This is a genomic window from Herpetosiphon llansteffanensis (assembly GCF_003205875.1).
GTDB lineage: Bacteria > Chloroflexota > Chloroflexia > Chloroflexales > Herpetosiphonaceae > Herpetosiphon > Herpetosiphon llansteffanensis.
On sequence record NZ_PUBZ01000118.1, the window covers coordinates 15,433 to 37,987 of the forward strand.

At 51.3% G+C, this 22,555-nt stretch carries 18 protein-coding genes and 1 other RNA gene; 13 read left to right on the top strand and 6 right to left on the bottom strand.

The genetic code is table 11. From position 1 onward, the window contains the following. Positions 1-24 precede the first annotated feature (24 nt). On the bottom strand, positions 25-1,203 hold the full coding sequence (locus C5S61_RS18915; protein ID WP_110517492.1) for a DegT/DnrJ/EryC1/StrS family aminotransferase: 1,179 nt from the start codon (positions 1,201-1,203) through the stop codon (positions 25-27). 116 nt (positions 1,204-1,319) lie between these two features. On the opposite strand from C5S61_RS18915, the gene C5S61_RS18920 reads away from it, so the two are divergent. Continuing rightward, the gene (locus C5S61_RS18920; RefSeq protein WP_164689634.1) at positions 1,320-1,865 is read left to right on the top strand and encodes an NUDIX hydrolase; all 546 of its coding nucleotides are present in this window, start codon (positions 1,320-1,322) and stop codon (positions 1,863-1,865) included. Here C5S61_RS18920 and C5S61_RS18925 read toward each other — a convergent pair. Next, positions 1,805-2,104 carry a hypothetical protein gene (locus C5S61_RS18925; RefSeq protein ID WP_110517496.1) on the bottom strand — a complete coding sequence of 100 codons (300 nt, stop codon included), beginning with the start codon at positions 2,102-2,104 and terminating at the stop codon, positions 1,805-1,807. The two genes, C5S61_RS18920 and C5S61_RS18925, sit on opposite strands and share 61 nt — an antisense overlap. A gap of 624 nt (positions 2,105-2,728) precedes the next feature. Here C5S61_RS18925 and ssrA point away from each other — a divergent pair. Beyond that, positions 2,729-3,087, top strand: a transfer-messenger RNA (tmRNA) gene (gene ssrA, locus C5S61_RS18930). Between the two features lie 43 nt (positions 3,088-3,130). On the opposite strand, the gene C5S61_RS18935 is transcribed toward ssrA, so the two are convergent. The 3 genes from C5S61_RS18935 to C5S61_RS18945 all read right to left on the bottom strand — a co-directional run bounded on the left by C5S61_RS18935 (position 3,131) and on the right by C5S61_RS18945 (position 6,246). Further along, on the bottom strand, positions 3,131-4,903 hold the full coding sequence (locus C5S61_RS18935) for a serine/threonine protein kinase (RefSeq protein ID WP_110517499.1): 1,773 nt from the start codon (positions 4,901-4,903) through the stop codon (positions 3,131-3,133). A gap of 65 nt (positions 4,904-4,968) precedes the next feature. Then, positions 4,969-5,745, bottom strand: a complete 777-nt coding sequence (gene hisN, locus C5S61_RS18940; RefSeq protein WP_110517501.1) for a histidinol-phosphatase — start codon at positions 5,743-5,745, stop codon at positions 4,969-4,971. A gap of 27 nt (positions 5,746-5,772) precedes the next feature. Then, complete coding sequence (locus C5S61_RS18945) at positions 5,773-6,246, bottom strand: MarR family winged helix-turn-helix transcriptional regulator (RefSeq protein WP_164689635.1); 474 nt, start codon at positions 6,244-6,246, stop codon at positions 5,773-5,775. Between the two features lie 185 nt (positions 6,247-6,431). Here C5S61_RS18945 and C5S61_RS18950 point away from each other — a divergent pair, with 185 nt between their 5' ends. From C5S61_RS18950 to C5S61_RS19005, 11 genes are all read left to right on the top strand, one after another. Then, positions 6,432-10,232: an efflux RND transporter permease subunit gene (locus C5S61_RS18950; protein ID WP_110517505.1), complete on the top strand. Its 3,801-nt coding sequence runs from the start codon at positions 6,432-6,434 to the stop codon at positions 10,230-10,232. A 348-nt stretch (positions 10,233-10,580) separates the two neighbouring features. After that, on the top strand, positions 10,581-10,739 hold the full coding sequence (locus C5S61_RS26910; RefSeq protein WP_164689636.1) for a hypothetical protein: 159 nt from the start codon (positions 10,581-10,583) through the stop codon (positions 10,737-10,739). A gap of 74 nt (positions 10,740-10,813) precedes the next feature. Further along, the gene (gene mvk, locus C5S61_RS18955; RefSeq protein WP_110517507.1) at positions 10,814-11,776 is read left to right on the top strand and encodes a mevalonate kinase; all 963 of its coding nucleotides are present in this window, start codon (positions 10,814-10,816) and stop codon (positions 11,774-11,776) included. Next, a complete protein-coding gene (locus C5S61_RS18960) occupies positions 11,763-12,971 on the top strand; it encodes a glycosyltransferase family 2 protein (protein WP_110517509.1) in 1,209 nt (402 codons plus the stop codon). The genes mvk and C5S61_RS18960 overlap by 14 nt, the downstream gene beginning before the upstream one ends. 121 nt (positions 12,972-13,092) lie before the next feature. Further along, positions 13,093-13,554, top strand: coding sequence for an NUDIX hydrolase (locus tag C5S61_RS18965; RefSeq protein WP_110517511.1), 462 nt, complete (start codon positions 13,093-13,095; stop codon positions 13,552-13,554). An 8-nt stretch (positions 13,555-13,562) separates the two neighbouring features. Continuing rightward, entirely contained in the window at positions 13,563-15,227 is a 1,665-nt protein-coding gene (locus tag C5S61_RS18970) for a serine/threonine-protein kinase (RefSeq protein ID WP_110517513.1), read from the top strand. A gap of 5 nt (positions 15,228-15,232) precedes the next feature. Continuing rightward, positions 15,233-15,754, top strand: coding sequence for an NUDIX hydrolase (locus C5S61_RS18975; protein ID WP_110517515.1), 522 nt, complete (start codon positions 15,233-15,235; stop codon positions 15,752-15,754). Positions 15,755-15,826: 72 nt separating this feature from the next. After that, complete coding sequence (locus C5S61_RS18980) at positions 15,827-16,114, top strand: hypothetical protein (protein WP_110517517.1); 288 nt, start codon at positions 15,827-15,829, stop codon at positions 16,112-16,114. A 94-nt stretch (positions 16,115-16,208) separates the two neighbouring features. Continuing rightward, positions 16,209-18,146 (top strand): histidine kinase N-terminal 7TM domain-containing protein, encoded by a 1,938-nt coding sequence (locus C5S61_RS18985; RefSeq protein WP_110517520.1) that lies wholly within the window; start codon positions 16,209-16,211, stop codon positions 18,144-18,146. A gap of 25 nt (positions 18,147-18,171) precedes the next feature. After that, the gene (locus tag C5S61_RS18990; RefSeq protein ID WP_110517522.1) at positions 18,172-19,830 is read left to right on the top strand and encodes a response regulator; all 1,659 of its coding nucleotides are present in this window, start codon (positions 18,172-18,174) and stop codon (positions 19,828-19,830) included. A gap of 752 nt (positions 19,831-20,582) precedes the next feature. Beyond that, entirely contained in the window at positions 20,583-20,807 is a 225-nt protein-coding gene (locus C5S61_RS19005) for a hypothetical protein (protein ID WP_110517528.1), read from the top strand. A 123-nt stretch (positions 20,808-20,930) separates the two neighbouring features. Here C5S61_RS19005 and C5S61_RS19010 read toward each other — a convergent pair whose 3' ends face one another. Continuing rightward, entirely contained in the window at positions 20,931-22,328 is a 1,398-nt protein-coding gene (locus C5S61_RS19010; RefSeq protein WP_110517530.1) for an NCS2 family permease, read from the bottom strand. Positions 22,329-22,555: the final 227 nt, after the last annotated feature.

The window sequence follows — 22,555 nt, forward strand, 5'->3', positions numbered from 1 at the left end:
TACATCTAGCCTATAGCCAGAGCACTATTGGCTGGCGGCGATTTCCTCGCCATAGGCACAAATCAGCTTGATTGCATTGCACACGGTTTCGATTGTGTCGAACTCCATTTCGGAGTGCATTGGCAAGCTTAAACTGGCCTTGGCCAACCAATCAGTTTTGGGTAGGCTGCCCTCGGCGGGAGCAAATTGGGCGTAGGCAGCATGGCGATGAACCGGCGGATCGTAGTAGGCGCGGGTTTCAATTCCCTCGGCAGCAAGCGCTTTACGTACCATGTCGCGGCTCAAACCAAAGTAATTTGCATCGATGGTGATTGAATAATCTTTGTAGGAACAGCGATCGCTTGGGCGCACTGTTTGAAAATTAATCCCAGGCATGGCAAACAAGGCTGCCCAATATAACGCCGCATATTGGCTACGTTGGCGAGCTGCTTGTTCTAGTTGATCAAGGCTATGGCGGCCCATAATGGCGTTGTATTCGGCCATGCGGGCATTCAACCCAGCCCAATTGCTGCCATAATTGCCATCGTTGCCATACTCGCGGCCTGTGCGAATTTTGTGGGCCAATTCGTCGTTGTTGGTGGCGACAATGCCGCCCTCACCAGCAATCAAGAGCTTGGTTGGGCTAAGGCTAAAACATTCAGCTGTACCAAATCCGCCAACTGGCTGCCCATTGTATTGCGCCCCAAAGCCATGGGCTGCATCGAAAATTAAGGGAATGCCTGCCTCATTGGCTAGCGCTTCAAGCTCAGCAATCGCCGCAGGATTGCCAAAATTGTGGACTGCAACGATTGCCTGTATCTCTGGCGTGATCGCCGCCCGCACTGCCTTAACATCGATATTGGTCGTAGCAGGGTCGATGTCGACAAAGCGCGGCGTTGCTCCAGCCCAAATCAAGGCACTGACGGTTGCCATAAAGGTAAAACTTGGCACAATCACTGGCCCGTTTAAGCCCAAGGCGCGGTAAGTTAGGGCCAAACCAGTAGTGCAACTTGAAACCGCAATTGCGTGCGCTACTCCAAGGTGATCGGCAACTGCTTGCTCAAAGGCAGCCAAATGCTGGCCCTTGGTAACCATGCCGCTGATTAATGTTTGTTCGACATCGGCGGCTAAGGTTGCAAACTCTGGCAAAACAGGACGAACTAAGCGAATTGGCGACGTTGCTAAAGGCGTACCGCCAAGAATTGCAGGACGTAAATCAGCCATAAACTACACTCTTTACTAGGTATGATTCACTTCAGGATAGCATAGCCGATCAAATGCTGGCTATCCCCTTTGGGTTTTGGGCAACGATTAGTGCTTTAGTTATGGGGGGTTATCGAATGAAGTTTTTTGTGCGGGTTGCAGCGATTATTATCCGTGATGACCATGTGCTGGTGCATCGCTCTGAGCAGCAAGGCCGTAGCTATTGCGCCCTACCAGGCGGTCACCTCGAGGTGGGTGAGACGACCGAAGATTGCGTGGTGCGTGAGTTTGCCGAAGAATTTGGCGTAGCAATTCAGCTTGAGCGGCTGGTGTATATTGCCGAGGGCATGTTTATGGCTGGGCGCAAAAAGCCCAAGCCCAAACACGAAATTGTGTTTTATTACCGAGCGCACTTGCAAGATCCCATGGTTGTGGTGCGCTCTCGCGAGGAACCAACAATTTATGCCGATTGGTTACGCCTTGATAGCGATTTGGCTGCGTTGTATCCCCAATGGCTGCGTTCGATGTTGCCGAGCGATTATCAGCACAATTGGCGGGACTGTCCACGCCAGATTATTGCCAATGAGCTGATTCAGCCGCCAACAACCACGATTCGCCAGCTTTATTCGGGCGATGGCAGCACAAAATCGTCGTCGCTAGGAGCTGGCGTTGCTAATTCGTAACGCATCACCATCGCCAAGCGATCAATATCGCTAATCAGCACTTCTTGTTGGCCGCGTGCTTCGCTTACCAACATGCCGCTATCGCCAACTTTAATGTCGTAGAGTGCTTGCGATTGCAACACAACCAAGCGATGATTACCTGCGGAGATGAGCACTGGTACTTTGATTTTGTTGACCAACAAATCGCCATCAAGCAAAACCCGCGCCGTATTAGGAGGAGGACTATCTACTATTGTCATAACCGGAACCCTCATTGAGTAATTGTGTCGCATCATACCATAAAGCTTTTTGGGCTTCGCAGGCCTGTATCCAACTATCCATCAAACGGATCAAGGGCTTTGTTTGTTCCCAAAGCCCTAAAAGCCGAGCTTTGGCTGTAATCGAGGCCAGCAAGCAGCGGTTAAGATTCCATCAAAAGTCTGAGCATGGCTTTGAATTTAGCCCTCACCTAGTCTTTGCAAGGGTCGTTTTTAAGAATTGATTGTTGTGGAGTGTTCCCTCACCCCCAGCCCCCTCTCCCACTGAAACGCGGGCGAGGGGGAGCCGACCATGGTTTACCAACACATGGCGGTAAACCACGAGATTAAAGCCCCTCGCCCGTTGGACGGGAGAGGGGTTGGGGTGAGGGGATCTTAAGAACCTACCCTTGTAAGCCGACCCCCTCGCCCGCGCACGGGAGAGGGGTTGGGGTGAGGGGATATTAACCCGTATTCGTGCGCTTCGCGTCCTTCGCGGTTTTAGTAGCTGATCCCTGAACCCCTAACGCCCGATCCCCAAACATACCAATTCCAACAAAAGTCTTATAAATAGTTGTAATGAGTATGCTATAATGCAAAGACCTCGAACGCAGAGGCCTAACACCTGGGGATGCTTGGTTTCGACAGGGAGGGCCGATCGTAAGTGGCAAGCCGAGACGCTGAGCCTCGTAAAATCGGCAACGCCATTAACTGGCAAAAACACTTTCCGCGCTCCTGTAGCGCTTGCTGCCTAATTAAGGCAACACGCCTCTACTAGCCTCAGCCCGATGGGCTTGTAGCGGCGACATTTAGTCGGGTCGCTCCCTTGGTTATGTCTGTGGGCTAGGGGCTAAGATTAACAGGCTGGTCGTGGCCCGCTTTGTCTATCGGGTGGTGCTACGATAAGATTTAATCAATAGACTACGCTTGTAGATGCTTGCGGTTTAACTTTTTGGACGCGGGTTCGATTCCCGCCATCTCCACCAAGATCGCGCAAATCCAGTCACTTCAATGGCTGGATTTGGCGTTTTAGAGCTGTTTGAAAAAGTATTGGTAGATGCCATTACACACTAAGCTGCCGCCTAAAGCATAAAAGAATGCAGTTAATGAAAATGGATTAAACGCCCCGAAAATATAAATCGCATACACGCTGCCTGCTAACAATGCCCCGCCAATGCTCAACAACAGCTGCACGATCACATCATGTTTGCGCTCAGCAAACATCATTGTCCAAATAATGCCAATTAATGCGCCAACCGCCGCCTCAATCAAGAGGCTGTTGTTGGGATAATAGACTACCGCCAAAACGATGCTCAGGAATACAGCACCACCACCGAATCCAGCGATCAAGGGCCATAAATCGCCAGTATCTAGCTTGGGAAGCGTGCCTTGGGCTAGTTGAACCTTCAATTTGCGCCGCTGCGGTTTTTCAGTGCCAACCCGAATTTCAAAGCTTACGCTGGCAGATTGGCCAGGCGTTGGGTTCCGATCAAGATCTAAACCAAATTGAAACTGTTGAGGCTGATCGGGCACTACGTAAAGCTCTGGTGGCCCAACTTGCAACCAGCCTGGCGCATCAACGGCCTTAATATGCGCCGCCCGATTGCGTGCCGTAACCGTCAACGGCGTGGCGGTCATGCCATCCAACGGCAACATCACGGTGTTGTATTCAAATTTAACTTCAGCAGCCAATAAATTTGGCGCTAAACTGCCAACCAAAAAATCAAGCACCCGCTCTGGACGTTCGTTTTGCACCAGCATACGATGAACTTTGATCGCCAATTCAGTGTATTGATGCTGGCGTAACCATGTGTTGAGATCGCCGTTAACCAAGGCATGCAAGCCATAGCCCCAATCGGCCTGAATTGCTTGGGCCAAATCATGGCCAGTGTATGGCGTGACTCCGCTCGGAAACTTAAACGGCTGAACGAGCGTTGGTTCAAGCGTTTCCTCCAGCAGATCTCGAAAAATGGTGGCGTTAGGCCGTTGGCTTAAATCTTCATTCAGTGCGCGGCCAAGCACTTGTTGCATGCGTTGGGGCAGGCTCGCCAATTTTGGGAATTGTAATGGGTGTTGGGTTGGATCATCATCAGTTAGCAGTTGATAGATGGTGGCGGCTAAATTATAAATATCGCTGGCCGGATAGCGCTGATTGCGATATTGCTCAGGCGCGGCGTAGCCAGGCGTGCCATAGGTTTTGCCAGCACCGCTGATTGCGGCTGCGCCAAAATCGACCAAAAACAGCTCGTTACTTTCACGATCACGAATCAAATTGGCGGGCTTAATATCGCCATGCACAATTGCTGGCTTGAGCGCATGCAAATATTCCAAAATTTTGCAGACCACAATCCCATCACGCAGCACTTGCTCGAATGGCCGCGCTTTACCAGCCATAAAGCTGCCGTCAACCAGAATATGGCTTAGCCCATGTTCCAAATCACGGCCAGCCACATATTCCATCACAATGGTGGCAACCCCGTCTTCCTCAAAATAGGCAAATACTTGGGGAATTTGGGGATGGCGCAGCTTGGTTAGCAACTCGGCTTCGGTGGCAAACATGCGCCGCGATTCGCTGCCGCCTTGGAGTTGCGTGCGCTTCAAAATACATTGACGGTTGAAGGTACGCGTATCTTCGGCTAGGTAGATTTGGCCAGTGCCGCCCTCGCGCAAGGGTTGAAGCACCCGATATTGACCCATAACCAACGCACCAGCTACCAGCAGTTGAGGTAGCGGTGCGTTACAGTGATCACAGGTAGAGTTTTGGGCATTGGCAACGGTTGTGCCACACGCAGGACATTGCATAAGTTGATCTCAATCAAAGGCTTTTACGTATGATACACGTTTACGCAACTTTGCCCAAAAGGTAGCTACTGCTGCCGCCGCTCATTGGCCAAGATTGCCAAAACTTCTTGTTGCAAGGCTGCATTTGTTGCCACTGCATCTGGACCCCAAATGGTGGCTTCGCCCGCCCAAGTGCTAAAATGGCCGCCAGCCTCACGCAAAATTGGCAGTAGTGGTGCGCAATCCCATGGGTTCATCGCTGGATCAAGCATAATTTCGGCGCGACCAGTTGCCACCAACACGTAGCCATAGCAATCGCCCCAGGTGCGCTGAAGTTTGGTTTTGCTCACCAGTTGCGCGTAGGCATCAGATCGTTTCATAGCTGAAGTTACCGAGGTCGTTAGCAAGGTAGCCTCAGCCAGTGTCGCGACGTTGCTCACATGCGCTGGCCGACCATTCCAGCTACAGCCCAAGCCATCGGCTGCCGCTAGCATCTCATCGAAAGCAGGCAAATAGACCGCGCCCACACTGGCCTGGCCCTTCACTTCTAGCCCAATCAGCACGCCATAAAACGGCACACCATGAATAAAAGTTTTGGTACCATCAATCGGGTCGATGATCCAGCGATAATCAGCATCGCCCTGCTGCTCGCCATGTTCTTCGCCAATAATCGTATGCGTCGGAAAATAGCGCCCAATACATTCCCGAATAATCGTTTCGGCCTCGCGATCAGCTCGCGTAACTGGCGTTGAATCGCCTTTGGTTTCAACTTGAACATCGGCCCCAAAATAGGCCAGCGTGCGCCGACCACCTAAATAGGCAGCTTCGGTCGCAACATCCAACAATTCGCGCAAACTTGGCATGGCTTGCATCCTTCCATAGCAACACAATTAGCGTGAGCCATGGTAGTTGGCCGCATCTAAACGAGCAAGTTCCTGCACAAAGCGCTGCACAATATTGGCCAAGAGTGCCAATTCGTGATTGTTGAATTGCTCCATCAGCTGCGACATATCGCGATAGCGTTCTGCATTAATTGCTTCAATCTTTTTGCGCCCTGCATCCGTAAGCTCTACGAACACCACGCGCCGATCTTGCTCGTCGCGCTCACGAGCCACCAAATCGTTGTTGATTAGCCGATCAACAATGCCGGTTAATGTGGCTGGTGCGTGCTGAGTAATGCGGCCAAGGTCACTCATACTGGCGCGGCCTTGGTGGGCATCGAGGGCAATTAATAAAATTGCTTGCGAAAGCGTTAAGCCCAAGCGTTCCATGGTTTGGCTGCTTTGGCGATGCGAGAGCCAAGTCAATTGACGAATCATATCGGAGATCGAGCTGAGTAGTGAACTACGATGTTCATCTTCCATAACGTTTCCTTGTTGTGAACAATTGTGAAAAACCACAGTACCATGCCATTTTAGGGCGATTGGCATCTTGACACAAAATTCACAAATCTTATAATAGTTCGCGTGCCGAAATATTCTCGACATATATAATCGTAACGACAAATAATCTTGCCGTCAAACATTTTCGTGCCGAAAGGAGCCACGTAGTGTTGTGGTTTACACGTCAATCGCTTAAGCGCTCGCCAATTACGATCATGATCTCAGTGGTCTTGATCATTGCGGGGCTGGTTGCTTCAGCAGGACTGAAACGGGAACTCTTCCCGGATATTTCCTTCCCCATCGTCAGCATCACCACGATCTATCCGGGGGCTTCTTCTGAAACCATGGATAGCGAAGTGACATCGGTAATCGAAAAGGCCGTTAATGGCTTGTCGGGCGTTCAAGCAGTTCAATCAACCTCATCAGAAAGCTTTGCTTTTACCATTTTGACCTTTGATGTTGATGTTGACCCCAAAGATGCCAAAGTTGAGGTTCAAGAGAAAATTAGCTCGTTGAGCTTACCCGAGAATGCCCAAAAACCAACGATTGGCACGTTTAACTTCAATTCGTTGCCGATTGTCGTGGCCAGCGTCAGCGGCGCAAACCTAAGCGACGTGCAAGCCAAAGTCGATGGCGAACTCGTGCCAGCCTTGTCGGCCATTCCTGGTGTGAACAATGTGGCGGTAACCGGCGGCGAGCAAGAAAAAGTCTTGGTTACGCTTGATCCTGAGAAGATGGCGGCCAACAAGTTAACTCAAGCTCAAGTTGTACAGTTCTTGCAAGCCAATAACTTGGTCTTTCCCGTAGGCACAATTACCGATGAAGGCCGTTCGTTGCCGTTGCGGATTACCCACAAATATAGCTCAACCAACGAAATTGAAAACGTTGTGGTTGGAATTAAGGGTGTTGATCTGAGTGGCGGAGCTGGCGCTGGCCTTGGTGGCGCAACTGGTGGTTTTGGTGGCGCTGCTGCTCAACCAACAGCTGCCGCAACGCCTAGCCCAACCCAAGCTCCAACCCAACCCGTCACCACCAGCTTGATTCCGGCTGCATTGCAAGGGTTTGGCATTACTGCGCCGGAGCAAATTACGCCTGCAGTTGTTGCTCAATTCCCTGCTGCTGGGTTAAGTCAAATTACCTTGCCATTGGCATTGGCGTTGAGCGACGAAAGCCAAGCTGCTTTGGCCGAACGCTTGCCCGAAGCTGAAGTGCCAGCTGAATTTGCTACCTTTGGCATTACTGCGCCGGAGCAAATTACGCCAGCGGTAATTGGCCAATTGCCAGCTGCCGGTTTGGCTCAGTTTCCAGTCAACTTGGCTTTGGCCTTGCCTGAAGCTAGCCAAACTGCGTTGGCTGATGCTGTGGCTGCTGCTCCTGCAGCTACTCCAACTCCGAGCACTGGTGCAAATGCCTTGCCAGCTGAATTTGCTGCCTTTGGCATTACCAGCCCTGATCAAATTACACCTGAGTTGATTGCACAAATTCCAACTCAATTCTTATCTGCCTTTACGCCTGAAATAATTGCCTTGCTTTCAGAAGAAAGCCAAGCAGCTTTGGCGCAAAAGCTCAACAATCCCGATGCAGCTGGTAACACTGGTGTGCCTGAAGCATTGCTCATTCGCTTGAAGGATGTGGCGACGGTTGAAGTTGGCGCAGTTGGCGGCAGCACCGTAACTCGTACCAACGGCCAAGCCAGCTTGGGCTTGGAAATTTCCAAAGATACCACTGGCAACACGGTTGAAATTGTCGAAGCTGTTGAAGCTGAATTCGCCAAGTTCAACGATGGTAGTCTGACGATTCAAGTCGTTAGCGAACAAGCCACCCCAATCAACCAAGCTGTTAGCGCAGTGTTGACCGAAGGCGCAATCGGCGCAGTCGTGGCGATTGTGGTGATCTTCTTGTTCTTGCGTTCGTTGCGCACAACCTTGGTAACCGCAGTTTCAATTCCACTTTCCATTATGGTGGCCTTGATTCTGATGCGTTTGCAAGGCTTCTCGCTCAACGTGATGACCTTGGGCGGTCTTACCGTCGCGGTCGGACGGGTGGTCGACGACTCGATTGTGGTGTTGGAAAACATCTATCGCTACTTGAATAAAGGCGCGAATCGCCGCGAAGCAGTCATCGAAGGCACCAAGGAAGTTGCTGGCGCGATTACCTCATCGACCTTGACCACCGTGTGTGTGTTCTTGCCTTTGGGCTTGGTCGGCGGGATCGTCTCGAAGTTCTTCTTGCCCTTTGCCTTAACCGTAACTTATGCCTTGTTGGCTTCGTTGATTGTGGCGATTACGATTGTGCCGCTCTTGGCCTATCTGTTTATTCGCCAAACCAAAGAAGAGCCAGAAAATACTTGGATGCAACGCGCCTACACGCCAGCCTTGACCTGGGCTTTGCGCAACCGCGCTTGGACCTTGTTGATTGCCTTTGCCTTGTTGCTGGGTAGCTTTGGTTTCGTCAACTTCTTGAAATTCACCTTCTTGCCTGATAGCAGCGAAAAGTTGATTTCAATTCAGATCAACACGCCATCGGGTACTGACCTTGAAACCACCGTTGCCAAAGCCGATGAAATTGAAAAATTGTTGTTGCCGCAACGTGAAGCAGGCAAAGTGCGCGATATTCAAACTGTAATTGGGAGCGCAGGTGGTGCAAACGCAGCCCGTGATCAATCCGGCGGGGCGAGTGCTCCCGATAGCGCCCGCTTCAGCTTGACGATCGATAACGAAAAAGTAACCGACCCTGATGCCTTTGCCAAAGAGCTGGAAACCCAAATCAAAGGCGTTGCTGGCCTTGAATCGGTAACTGCCGAAGTTGTTGCCCAAGGCGGCGGCCCGGGCAATGCTGGCCTCGACATCACCTTGGTTAGCTCGGATATTAACAAACTGCGCGAAGCCAACGACAAAATTATGGCCGCAATTGGTGGCAATAAAGTCAGCGATCGTTTCGACATTGCCAACGTCAAGAGCAGTTTGGCCGAAGTTCAGCCAGAGCTTGAAGTTGCGGTTGATCCTGCCAAGGCAATCAACAGTGGCACCAGCACAGCCCAAATTGCTTTGCAAATTCGCGCAATGCTAACTGGCGAAAACGCTGGTACGGTTCAATTGGATGGGACCAACAAACCGCTTGATATTTATGTACAAGTTGATCCTGCGGCCTTGGATGCTGAAAAATTGCGTGCGCTGGAAGTTGGCACCATCAATACCGTGCCACTTTCACAAGTTGCTACGATTAGCGAAGTTCCTGGCGCTAGCAGCATCGTGCGCATCAACGGCGACCGTGCTACCTCGATCTCAGGTCAATTTACCAGCGATGACACCTTCTCGACCCAAGCTGCGGTTGAGGCTGAAATTCGCGATAACATTGGCTTGCCCGAGGGCGTGATCATCCAAGCTGGCGCACAAGCCCAATCACAAACCGACACCTTCAACGATATGTTCCTCGCTTTGGGCGTGGCCGTTATCTTGGTGTATTTGGTGATGGTGCTCTCGTTTGGCTCGTTGATGAACCCATTGATCATTCTCTTCTCGTTGCCATTGGCGATTATCGGGGTCTTGACCTCGCTGTTCCTCACTGGCAAGCCACTGGGCATCACCACCATGATCGGGGTCTTGCTCTTGATTGGGATTGTGGTGACCAATGCAATCGTGTTGATTGAGTTGGTTGAACAATATCGCGAAGAAGGCAAGCCAGTGTACGAATCGTTGGTGCAAGCTGCTCGCGTGCGCTTGCGCCCAATCTTGATGACTGCAATCGCGACGATGGTTGCCTTGCTGCCATTGGCGTTGGGTCTCAAAGAAGGCGGCTTTATTGGCGCAGACCTTGGGATTGCGGTGATTGGTGGCTTGTTCACCTCAACCTTCTTGACCTTGCTGGTTGTGCCAGTTGTCTATAGCTTGGTTGAAAGCCTCAAAAAACGCTTTGGCTTTGGCGATAAACACGGCCATAGCGAAACCAGCGAAGCCGAAGCCGCTTAATTAGCTGCTTAGTTCTGGTTACAGCGCAGGTTACCCCTCAACGGTAGCCTGCGCTTTTTGTTGTCAATTTACCGTTCAGGCTGCTGAGTTTTGTAGTTAATTTGTTTGTTAGCAGTTTTGGCTGAGCAACTGTAGGAAAAATTCTTTACGCTGGCCATTAGCCAAGAATGTTGCACAGCGTGCATGAGCATTGTGGCTGTCAATCAATGTTGGTGCTGGAGCGAGGCCAGCGTTTGCATTCTAGGCCTGCTATGCGTACCATGTACTAAATCGATGTCCACAAACGTGCTTTTTATATTGCACTAGGTTCAATCAAGCTAGGTTTTGTTGTGTGTAGGAGTTATGGCTATGTCCAAGGGCTTTCGCAATTGGCTCATTATCTATTCGGTTTTATTTTTGGTCTTAGTTGTTGGCATGATGTTTCTCGATGTGCCATGGTATGTGGCAGTGATTTTGACCGCTGTGGGTATGATTTATCAAGCAGGGCGTTATTTCTTGTGGGATTAAGCTGATATTTGTGTGGCCTAATTGCTTGGTTAGGCCACGCAGCACATTAAGATATTCGATCTATAATACTGGCGATGAATAGTGCGCCTGGAAAACTTATTTTAGCGGGCGAGCATGCCGTAGTGTATGATCAACCTGCTTTAGCTATGCCGATTGCCGCCCTGCGAGCGAGCGTCGTCGCCGAACCAGCTCCTTCTGGCGCTGGCATGACGGTGCACGCGCCCGATTTGGGCTTGGTTTGGCGTTTGCGGGCAACCGCGCCATTGAGCGATTTAGCCCAGCGCAGCTTAGATTATTTGCAATTGCCAGAGCCAGATCTGCGCTTGACGATTAGTTCGAGCATTCCAATTGCCAGTGGCATGGGCAGTGGAGCGGCGGTTGGCGCAGCCTTGGTACGTGCCTTGGCCGAGCACGCAGGCAAGCACCTGCCAGCGCAAGTCATTTCTGATTTGGTATATCAGAGCGAAAAAGCCTTTCATGGTACGCCCTCGGGTATTGATAACACCGTCGTTGCCTACGAACAACCAATTTTGTTTCAGCGCCAAGCCCAGGGCGAGCCACTGATTGCGCCATTAACGGTGGGCAAGCAATGGCATTTTGTGGTGGCCGATAGTGGCATCGCTAGCGAAACCAAGGCGGTGGTTGGCGATTTGCGCCAGCGCTGGTTGGCTGATCCAGATCGCTATAATGCCCAATTTGCTGCGGTTGGCAGCCTAGTGCGGCAGATTCAAGCAGCCCTAGCGAGCAACGCTGGCTCAGAATTTGGCCAATTGCTGAGCCAAAATCATCAATTACTCCAAACGCTCGGCGTTTCGTGCGCAAAGCTCGATCACTTGGTGCAAGCAGCGCTTGAAGCTGGAGCTTGGGGCGCAAAAATGTCGGGCGCTGGCTGGGGTGGCATTATGCTAGCCCTGGTTCCTGCTGAACGTGCAGCATTGATTCAAAACCAATTGCGCGCCGCTGGGGCTGTGCAAACCTGGCAAACGAGCCTGATGCCGACGCAGGCTGCTGAAGAGGTTACCCATGACCATGCTTGATGCTGCGATTATTGTTGTAACCTACAACCACGCTCGTTATATTAGCGATTGCCTCAACTCATTGTTGGCGCTTGATCCTGCGCCCAGCGAATTGGTGGTGGTCGATAATGCCTCGCGTGATGAAACCGCTAAAATCGTTAAAAGCCAATTTCCTCAAGTGCGCTTTGTGCAAACCGGAGCCAATTTGGGCTTTGCAGGCGGCTGCAATCAAGGAGCCAGATTAACTTCCGCTGAATATATTGTGCTGGCTAATCCCGATTTAATTGTGCAGTCCGATTGGCTAGAGCAACTGATTGCACCTTTGGATCGCTGGCCAAACATTGGCGCGGTTGGGGGCAAATTACTCTATCGCGATGGAATCACGCTGCAACATGCAGGTGGTGTTTTGCGCTTGCCATGGGGCTTGGGCCATCATCGGGGAGTCGGCGAGCATGATCAAGGCCAATACAACGCCCTAGAAACTGTCGATTATGTGACTGGTGCGGCTTTTGCTTGTCGGCGCAGCACATGGGAAAGCTTCGATGGGCTTGATGAGCAATTCTACCCCGCCTATTACGAAGAAGTTGATTTTTGCACCCGCTTGCGCCGTGCTGGACTTGATATTCTGTATACGCCACGGGCAGTTGCGACGCATATCGAAGGCTCAAGTGTGGGCCATCGCAGCGCTGTTTATTTGCAACTGTATCATTTTAACCGTTTGCGCTACCTCTTTAAATATTTCAACAATACTTGGCTGATGCGCACATGGCTGCCCGCCGAGATGGGCCATATTCGGGCCTGTGCCAGCGACGATGAGATTCAAGCGCTGAAGATTGCCTATTTGGCCTATCAATCAGCCTTTTTAAATCACGAATCGCAGCCTGTGATCAGCGAGCTTGATATTTTTCCTGATGAAACTGCCGACGGTGGCGAAACCGAATTGCAATGGATTGAACGCCAACTTCGTGCTAAAGTGAATGTTGCACCAGCGCCGATTCCAGCGCGGCGACCGTGGTTGGGGGCAATTCGCAACGGCCTATTACGCTTGGCCACCCGTGATTTTGTTGTGCCAATTGTGCAAGCACAAAACGATGCTAACGCAGCCTTACTAGAATCGATTCAAGCATTGAGCCGCCAACGGCGCGCAGCCGATGCAACAATCCTACTACAAGGCATGCTATTAGCCAAAAGTCTTGATCAACAACCAAAGGCCTAATCTTGCCCCTCTTGATCACCACGTTATGATAGTGTTAAGCCAATGTTTAGAGCATTGGATATTCTTTTGCTTTGGTCTGCGACGACTAATTATTCATTTTTCGTTTTTAGGAGCGTCAACGATGACCAAGATCCATCCACCGAGCCATCGGGTAGCGGCATTTGCGCTTATTTTTAATTCCAATGGTGCAGTGTTGCTTTCACGACGGGCTGATAGCGGCTGGTGGAATTTGCCAGGTGGCGGGGTTGAAGCCCACGAAAGTGTCAGCGAAGGCATTATTCGTGAGGTGCGCGAAGAAACAGGCTTAGAGGTTGGCGTAACGCGGCTGGTTGGGGTCTATTCCAAGCCCCAAAAGCATGAAGTCGTGCTAACCTTTGCGTGTCATGTGCTTGGCGGGCAACTGCAAACAACCGAGGAATCTGCCGAACATCAGTGGTTTGCCCCAGAATCCTTGCCCACCGAACAATTTCTGCCAAAACATCGTGAGCGAGTGCTCGATGCCTTGAGCAATCAACCAGCAGCGATTCTACGCGAACAACGTTCACCTTCAGTCGGCGACCATCAACCCAATCACAATCAATGAGGTGAGCTGTGGCCATTCTCGATAAGCTCCTCTCGCGCTCTGATGATGCCGATAATTTAAAGGGCGTAGAGTTTAAAGTTGGCGATATTATCGACCAACGCTACTTGGTGCGCAATGTGCGCAAAGGTTTTATGGGCTTGGTCTACATTGCCCGCGATTTGCGTTCGGAGCAGACCGTGGCCATGAAAACGTTTCAAGCCAAATTTACATGGGTCGATAGTGCGATTGCCAACTTTACCCGTGAGGCCGAAGTTTGGATGCGGCTTGGTTCGCATCCTAACGTTGTCGAAGCAACCACCCTTGTGACGATTGCAGGCCGTCCGCATATCGTTATGGAGTTTGTGCCTGGCGTTTCGCTGCGCGAAATGATGCGCCGTGGTCGCTTGCGTTTCAAACATATTCTCGATTTTGCCATCCAAATTTGCTGGGGCATGCAATATGCCTACGATCGTTGTAATTTGATTCACCGCGATCTTAAGCCTGATAATGTGATGATTACGCCCGAAGGTATTGCCAAAGTGACCGATTTTGGTTTGGCCCAAGGTGCCAGCGTCTCGACCAAAGTGCGCTGGGGCCATGATTCGCAACATAACGACAGCAAAATTGTGACCCACGCCAGCGATTTGTTCGGCGGCTCGCAGCCCTACATGTCGCCAGAGCAACGCGCGCCGGGCACACCGCTAGGCACAACCAGCGATATTTATGCCATGGGCGTGATGCTGTATGAGATGATGATTGGCGATTTGCCCTTCAAAGCGCCGACGGTTGCCGAATTGACCCATTTGCATTGCAACGTGCCGCCGCCAACGCCTTCGGAAGTGCGGCCCGACCTGCGCCGTGGTTGCGACCATGTGATTTTGCGCTGTTTGGCCAAAAAAGCCAACGACCGCTATCAATCGTTCGATGAACTAGAGCACGATTTGCAGTGGCTGCGCAAATATCACTTGGGCGAAGAACTTGCCCGCCCAACCGTAACGATTAGCGTCGAAACCCAAGCCGCCGATCTGAATGCCAAAGGCATCGTGCATATGTCGCTCCAAGAATATAGTGCTGCGCTCAAATGCTTTCGTCAAGCCACCGAGCTAGAAAGTGCGCGCGCCACCTATTGGCTCAATTTGGGAATGTGCCAAGTGGCGTTGTTGGGCTACAACGATGCGCTCAAAAGCTATGAACATGCCTTGACGCTCTATCCAACGCGCGATGAAGAAGTGCGCTTGCACTGGCTTTCAGGCGAATCGCACGAATATTTGTATCAACTGCGCGAAGCCTTGGAAGATTACGATTTAGCCTTGAACTTGGATAAAAAAGAGCGTCGGGCTTGGCTGGGTCGTGGCCGTGTGTATAGCGCGTTGGCCTTGCCCAAAGAGGCCTTTCAAGCCTACGAATACGCTTCCAAGCTCGATCCAAATGATCCAATTACGTGGCGCAGTATGGGCTATGCCTCGCTCGAATTAAATCAAGCCAAGCAAGCCTTGTACTACTTCGATCAAGCCTTGAAGGTCAACCCGCGCGATGCTCAGGCATGGTGTGGCAAAGGCCAAGCCTTCTTTGATCTGCGCAAAAACAACGATGCCTTGCAAGCCTACGAAAAAGCCTATAAACTCGACGCGAATTTAGCCGAAGCCGTAATGGGCATGGCCAAAGTGCGTGGCCCTGGGGCAATACCGAGGTAAGCATTATGGGGCGTGAAGATCAAGGGATTAACAACAATCTGCATCGTTGGCAGGCGATTCCAAGGACGCTGTGTTTTGTAACCTATGGCAGCGGAGCCGAGCGCCAAGTGTTGCTGCTGCGCGGTGCTCCGACCAAGCGGGTGTGGCCCAATCGCTTAAATGGCGTTGGCGGGCATATCGAGCGCAACGAAGATTTTCTGAGCGCGACGCTCCGCGAAGTGCACGAAGAAACCGGCTTGACGGTTGCCACGCCACGGCTGGCTGGAATTGTGCATATCGATAGCGGCGCTGAGGTAGGCATTGTGATGGCGGTGTGGATTGCCGAAGCCAGCGAGCAAAATTTTGTTCCTAGCGTCGAAGGCTCGTTGGAATGGCACTCAGCAAACCAACTGCCAACCAGCGATTTAGTTGATGATTTGGCGATTTTACTGCCAAAAGTGTTGAGTATGCAGCCGCATGACTCGCCATTTTTTGCTCATTATTCCTACGACGAGCACAATCAACTGCGGATTGCTTGGCAAGCTTAATGCAGGAATAGCTTAATCAAAACCACAACAGGCACGGCTTACCCCGTGCTTGTTGCATGCAGGAGCATACCTATGCCACTAACACCCTATGGTAACCCCAACGATGCACCAAGTAACGTATTTGGTTCGAAGTTATTGATCGTTTTAGGGGCGATTTTGGCCTTGGCTGGACTGTTGCTAAGCATCTTTGGCGATCTTTGGACGGGCCTGATGCTGCTTGGTGCGGGCGTTAGCTTTAGTTGTTTTAGCGTGATGCAATCGAACACGCCCGAATCAACGCGCAACCGAAACTTGCTTTTAGGCGTAGGTCTGATTGCGGGGATTGTGGCATGGCTGGCAGCAATCAAATTGGTGCTTTAGAAACGGCTGGTCGCGCCATGCTATAATTCAAGTTGGCGGCAGTGCTGCGGCCACAGTTCGCAAACTACATTCTCAATCGCTAGGAAATTTAGGTATGGTGGCGGCGTTTTCGTGGACTAATTTTTTGCTAGCAGCCAATGACCTAACGCTAGCAGCAATTGTGGTCGTAGGTTTTTCGTTATTTGCCTATATTGCTCTCCACAACTGGCGCAATGGGGTAGCACGTTCGTTTTGTTTGCTGATTGTTGGCTTGATGATTGTGCTTGGGGGCGCAATTCTGCAACGGCAAGCACAAACCGAAGCTACTCGCCATGTGCTTTGGCGCATTCAATGGGCAGGTATTAGCCTTGTGCCTGCGGCCTACTACCACTTTGCTGAATCGTTGTTGCGCAGCACTGGTGATCCACGTATGTGGACGCGAGTGCTCTTACCATTGTTCTATACATTTAGCGTTGGTTTTTGGTTGGTGGCGCTCACTAGCAATCTTTTGGTTGTTGATGTGCCCAGCCAGCCGTATGTTGGTTTTGGCAAAGGGCCGCTCTTTTGGTTCTTTATTAGCTATTTTGTGGCGGTTTGTTTATTAGGCATGTGGTGCATTCGCCAAGCCCATCGGCGCTCGATCACGCCGGCCAATCGGCGGCGCTTATGGTATTTAAGTACTTCTTTTTTAGCGCCCTTTTTGGGGGTGTTTCCCTATTTAATTATCGCTGCCAATACTACGGTTGTGCCATCCTGGCTTTCGTTGATGTTACTAGGTGCAAGCACGACCGGCGTAGGGGTTATGATGACCCTCATGACCTATAGCGTCGCTTTCCATGGGGTGATTGTTCCTGATCGCTTAGTTAAGTATAATTTCTTAAGATACGTTTTATACGGGCCGGTGGTTGGCGTGGCCTTGATTATCTGTTTGCAGTTGGTCGAGCCGTTGAGTGCTTCAACTGGCTTGCCGCGAGCAACCATCACGATTTTTGGGGTGATGTTGATGACGGTGGTGATGCCAATTTTTATTGGGCGGATTCGGCCAACCGTCGATACCTTGATTTACCGCCAAGATAGCGATGAAGTGCGCTGGATGCGGCGCTTCGAGGAGCGGGCTTTCACGCGCCAAGATTTACGCCAATTGCTCGAAAATACCTTGGTGGCCGTTTGTGGTTCGTTGCGGGTTGAATCGGGCTTTGTGCTGGCTCCCAATGACGATCAATTTACAGTCCAAGCTTCGTGTGGCCCGCGCCGCACGATCAAACAGTTTTTGAATGTCAATAATATTAGCGAGCTCTTGCAAAGCTTGCCGCATGGCGCTTTTCGTAACGATCGCATGCCCGAGGTCGAGGATTTTAGCATTCACGATGGGTTTTGCGTGTTGCCATTGTACAATAGCCAGCAGGAATTACTTGGCGCAATTGGCATTGGCTGTAAACCTGAACAGCTGACCATCCCAACCCGCCAATTAATCGCAACCTTGGCGCATCAGATGGAATTGGCGCTGACGCATATGCAATTGCAGCAAAATCTATTTAGCTCGTTGCGTGGGCTAGCCCCGCAGAGTGCTTCGCTGTTACAATTAACCAGCGAAATTGAAACGCCAGCCTCGGAAATGGCCGATGCGATTGCTGATGTGGCGTTACACCCTGAGTTTCCCCAATTGGTGAAAGATGCGCTTTCGCACTATTGGGGCGGGCCGAAACTGAGCGATAGCCCATTGCTCGATTTGCGGACGGTGCGTCAATTGCTCAATACTCAAGGTGGCAGCCCAACCCGCGCTTTGCAAGGCGTGTTGCGCCAAGCAATCGACAACATTCGGCCTGAAGATCAGCTTGATCCTTCTGCACCCGAATGGATGATTTACAATATTTTAGAGTTACGCTTTCTCAAAGGCTTACGGATTCGTGAGATTATAGATAAGCTCGCAATGAGCGAATCGGATTTTTATCGAAAACAACGGGTGGCGGTGGAAGAAGTGGCCCGTCAGTTGGCGCTGATGGAAGACCAAGGCGATCGCCCTGCCGGCTCGGTTGAGCGACAACGTCCCTAAGCGCAAGGCATCTGGAGACACCTGTATGGATAGCTACGAACGCCGTTCTCGTTTTGTTCACCGTTTTGCAACGCCCCTAACCACTCTAAACGCAGGTTTGGCCTTGCTTGAACGTTATCTCGCCGAAACCAACGCCAATTCGGCCCAAATTGCCGAAGTTATGGGCTTGCTCAATCGCTCGGCAACCCGCTTGGGCAGCGCAATTGATGTGTTGCAAGAATATATGTTTGACCATGCAACTGGCATTCAGGTGATTATCCCTGACGAAGTGCTGGCCCAACGTCCGCAGCAAGCAAACCAAGCGCCTGCAGAGGCTCCAAATCCAGCTTTGCCCAAATATCCCCCAGACATCGACACAAGCAAACCTTGTGTCTTGTTGATTGAAGATTCGCAGACCTATCGCGCCGTGGTTTCGGCCCGCTTAACGCAATCGGGCTATAACGTGGTTACTGCGCCCGATGGCATGGCTGGCTTAGATTTGGCGCGGGCCTATCAACCAGTCGCGATTATTCTCGACCTGATGTTGCCGCACCTCAATGGCGAACAAGTGGCCTTTGTGTTGGGCGAAGATCCAGAAACCAAACACATTCCAATTATTATTTACACTGGTTTGGAAGCAACCCAAACCGAAAAACTGGAGCTTGACCCACGGCTGCAAATTATTCGCAAAGATGAAGCCTTGGATCGCTTGCCAATTATGGTCAGCGAATTGGTGACGAAAAGCCGCAAGAAAACCATCGCCGAGCTTTTGGTTATCGAAGACGATCAAGAAATTCAACAAGTCGTCAGCCAAGGCTTATCGAATGCTGGTTATTCGATCACCGTCACTACCAGCGGCGAAGAAGGCTTGCGGCTCGCCATGCGTCAGCCCTTCGATCTGATTATGCTCGATTTGATGTTGCCCGATATTGATGGCTGGACGGTGTTGCGTCAATTACGCGAACGCACCCAAACCGCCACCACGCCGCTGATGCTGGTTTCGGCGCTGGGCAAGCCAGAGGAAAAAGTACGCGGCTTTCAACTTGGCGCAGACGATTACATCACCAAGCCCTTTGATTGGAATGAATTGCTAGCGCGGATTAGTGCCTCGCTACGCCGCCGCGAAGTGGAAGGCAACGCCAATCCATCGACGATGCTGCCAGGCAATCGGGCGATTGAGCGGGCCATCGCAGCACGGCTTGATCGCAAACAGCCGTTTGTGGTGGCCTACTGCGATCTCGACCACTTCAAAGCCTACAACGATGAATATGGTTTTCTCAAAGGCGATGCGATTATTCACCAAACTGCGCGGATAATCACCGGAGCGGTTGAACGTTCGGGTGCGGCTGGCGATTTTGTGGGCCATATTGGCGGCGATGATTTTGTATTTCTGGCCCATCCCGATAATGTGGTGACGATCTGCGAATCGATCATTCGTGAGTTTGATCAGCTTGCGCCGCTGTATTACGACATTGAATCGCGCCAACGCGGCTTTATTCGCCAAAACGATCGCGAGGGCAATCCCAAGCAATTTCCGTTTGTCAGCATCTCGATTGGTGTAGTTTCGAGCCTCAATCACCAAATTACCCACTTTGCCGAGTTTGGCGATTTGGCCGCCGATGTGAAAAAACGAGCCAAAGCGCATAAAGGCAGCGTTTATTTGATTGAAACTGGCGATAAAGCCACAGTCAAAGCTGCTGGCTAAGTTTGCTCATCCTAACCCCTCGCCCACGCTGCGGGCGAGGGGCTTTTATTTGATGGTTTCAATAGTTTGGGGAAACTCGCGCTTGGGAAAGGATCTGCGTATGGCTCGTTGCTGGCAAGAACACTATGATCCTGAATTGCACCCAGATTATATGTCCTCAAGCTGGATTGGCGGGCTGAAAGCAACGCGTGAAGCGACCCTGCTTGTACCTCAGCTTTCAAGGGTCGGTGTTAAGATCCCCTCACCCCAACCCCGCTCCCGTGACGCGGGCGAGGGGCTTTAATGCCGTGGTTCTCCTCCAATTCCTTGGTGAAAATAGTTGGCTCCCCCTCGCCCGCGTTTTCGTGGGAGAGGGGCTTTAATTCGTGGTTTCAATAGTTTGGGGAAACTCGCATTTGGGAAAGGAGATGAGGATGGCTCGTTGCTGGCAAGAACAGTATGATCCTAAATTGCATCCAGATTATATGTCCTCAAGCTGGATTGGCGGGCTGAAAACAACGCGTGAAGCGACCCCGTTTCTACCTCAGCTTTCAAGGGTCGGTGTTAAGATCCCCTCACCCCAACCCCTCTCCCGTGACGCGGGCGAGGGGCTTTAATGCCGTGGTTCTCCCCCAATTCCTTCGTACAAAAGAGTTGGCTCCCCCTCGCCCGCGTTTTCGTGGGAGAGGGGGTTGGGGGGTGAGGGAACGCTCCACTGCCGACCAATCGCTCAAAACCTACCTTTGAAAGTTGTACCTCAGTGGATCTATTGCGTGCAAGTCTGCTCCTTCACCTTCCTGTTTCATTCGCTTGATCAGCTTCGTACCTGCCTCGGCCACTTCGAACAGCAGTTGCACCCAAGCAGCCGCAGGTTAAGGCATAGCCTTGAGCATTATTGGCAACGCTGGTATGAGCGCCTGCCAGCCTATCTATTTAAAGCGCCGAAGCGCCAACGGGTTATTCGCGCTCTGCGGCGGGCCTTGAACGAGTTTGATTGAGCTGAAATAATGATACGGTTGGATTGATAACCCAAAGATTATGATTATGCGTTTTTCGGGATTTGTGCCCAACGTGGAATTGATGTCCTCTCCCAATTTGCGGGGAGAGGGCATTTCTCTAGCCTAAATCTTAGCCTCAATCAAGGGCAACAAGAAGTAAACCAAGAACGATACGGCGACGATCCAGAGCAAGGGATGAATTTGTTTGGCCTTGCCCAAAGCCAATTTCAGCACCACATAGCTGATAAAGCCTGCGCCAATGCCGTTGGTGATGCTATAGCTGAATGGCATAATCGTCATAGTTAGCAAGGCGGGAAAGCCCTCTTCAAGCTCACCAAAATCGATTTCGCGAATGCCGCCGCACATCAAAAAGCCCACAATGATTAGGGCTGGTGCGGTTGCTTCGCTTGGCACAATCCCCGCAAATGGCGCGATCAGAATGCTTAGCAGGAACAAAATTCCTGTGACGACAGCGGTTAGCCCAGTGCGCCCGCCTTCGCCAACCCCTGCCGCACTTTCGATGTAGGTGGTGACCGATGACGTGCCAAACACACCGCCAGCAACCGCCGCAACTGAATCGACCATCAACACTCGATTCGAGTTGGGCAAATCGCCATCAGCTTTGACAAAGCCCGCTTGCTCGCCAACGCCAATGATTGTGCCCATCGTGTCGAAGAAATCCGAGAGCATCAGCGAGAAAATTACCAAGACTGCTGAAAGCACTCCTGCTAATTTAAACACATCAAAATTGATACCTTGACCAATCGTCTCGAAACTTGGGCTAGCCAACTCGCTTGGGAAAGACCCTTGTATACCTGCTTGAGCGCTAATATCTGCGCCAAAAGCATAATGGCTGACAACACCGATGATCGTTGTGGCTAAAATGCCAATCAGCAAGGCGGCTTTAACTTTGCGCGCCAGCAAAATCAGGGTCAAAAACAAGCCAATCACGGTGAGCAAAATTGAAAAGGTGGTGAAATTGCCCAACGCCATGGGCGTGCCATTGCCGCGTTGCACAATGCCAGCGTTATTCAAGCCAATGAAGAGAATAAACAAGCCAATGCCAACGCTAATCGCCCGTTTCTGCGAAAGCGGAATCGCATGCATCACCGCTTGGCGAAAGCCAGTCAGCACTAAGGCCGTAATTAACAAACCTTCGAGCACGACCACGCCCATAGCTGCTTGCCATGGCAGGCCCATTGTTAGAATTAATTGAAACGCCACGACTGCATTCAATCCAAGGCCAGGGGCGAGCGCAAAAGGATAATTGGTAAATAAACCCATCGCGATACACATCAAGGCCGAAACCAAACAGGTGGCGGTGAGGGTTGCGTTGAATGGCGGGCCAGCCTCAGCCAAGGGGCCGCTCGATAAAATCGAGGGATTAACAAAAATAATGTAGGCCATCACGAAAAACGTGGTAACCCCAGCCAGAATTTCGGTGCGAAGGTTCGTCCCATGTTCGGCAAAGCGAAAATAGCCTGCCAAGCCAGCGTCAGGCCGCGAAGTGCTGCGTGCCACAGGTCAACTCCTTTGAATCAAGCCAACAATGCACGCCCGGCAAATGCTGGCCATGCCCAAGAAAGCTCCATCCAGCAGGCTGCCGTAGGCTTCAAGATGGGGAAATAGTGTTAAATTAGGCGTAGCGCTATTATACGATATGGCGGAGGGAAAGGATGAAGGATGAATTATGAGGGATGAAGAACATAGAGCATAAAACATAGAGCATAGGGGTTGGGGATCAGGGG

Bases quoted from the DNA above. Each gene is read 5' to 3' on its own strand.
- mvk (WP_110517507.1), top strand. From the start codon at position 10,814: ATGAATAGTGCGCCTGGAAAACTTATTTTAGCGGGCGAGCATGCCGTA.
- C5S61_RS18965 (WP_110517511.1), top strand. From the start codon at position 13,093: ATGACCAAGATCCATCCACCGAGCCATCGGGTAGCGGCATTTGCGCTT.
- hisN (WP_110517501.1), bottom strand. From the start codon at position 5,745: ATGCCAAGTTTGCGCGAATTGTTGGATGTTGCGACCGAAGCTGCCTAT.
- C5S61_RS18975 (WP_110517515.1), top strand. From the start codon at position 15,233: ATGGGGCGTGAAGATCAAGGGATTAACAACAATCTGCATCGTTGGCAG.
- C5S61_RS18960 (WP_110517509.1), top strand. From the start codon at position 11,763: ATGACCATGCTTGATGCTGCGATTATTGTTGTAACCTACAACCACGCT.
- C5S61_RS18985 (WP_110517520.1), top strand. From the start codon at position 16,209: ATGGTGGCGGCGTTTTCGTGGACTAATTTTTTGCTAGCAGCCAATGAC.
- C5S61_RS18945 (WP_164689635.1), bottom strand. From the start codon at position 6,246: ATGGAAGATGAACATCGTAGTTCACTACTCAGCTCGATCTCCGATATG.
- C5S61_RS26910 (WP_164689636.1), top strand. From the start codon at position 10,581: ATGTCCAAGGGCTTTCGCAATTGGCTCATTATCTATTCGGTTTTATTT.
- C5S61_RS18920 (WP_164689634.1), top strand. From the start codon at position 1,320: ATGAAGTTTTTTGTGCGGGTTGCAGCGATTATTATCCGTGATGACCAT.
- C5S61_RS18980 (WP_110517517.1), top strand. From the start codon at position 15,827: ATGCCACTAACACCCTATGGTAACCCCAACGATGCACCAAGTAACGTA.
- C5S61_RS18990 (WP_110517522.1), top strand. From the start codon at position 18,172: ATGGATAGCTACGAACGCCGTTCTCGTTTTGTTCACCGTTTTGCAACG.
- C5S61_RS18925 (WP_110517496.1), bottom strand. From the start codon at position 2,104: ATGACAATAGTAGATAGTCCTCCTCCTAATACGGCGCGGGTTTTGCTT.
- C5S61_RS18935 (WP_110517499.1), bottom strand. From the start codon at position 4,903: ATGCAATGTCCTGCGTGTGGCACAACCGTTGCCAATGCCCAAAACTCT.
- C5S61_RS18915 (WP_110517492.1), bottom strand. From the start codon at position 1,203: ATGGCTGATTTACGTCCTGCAATTCTTGGCGGTACGCCTTTAGCAACG.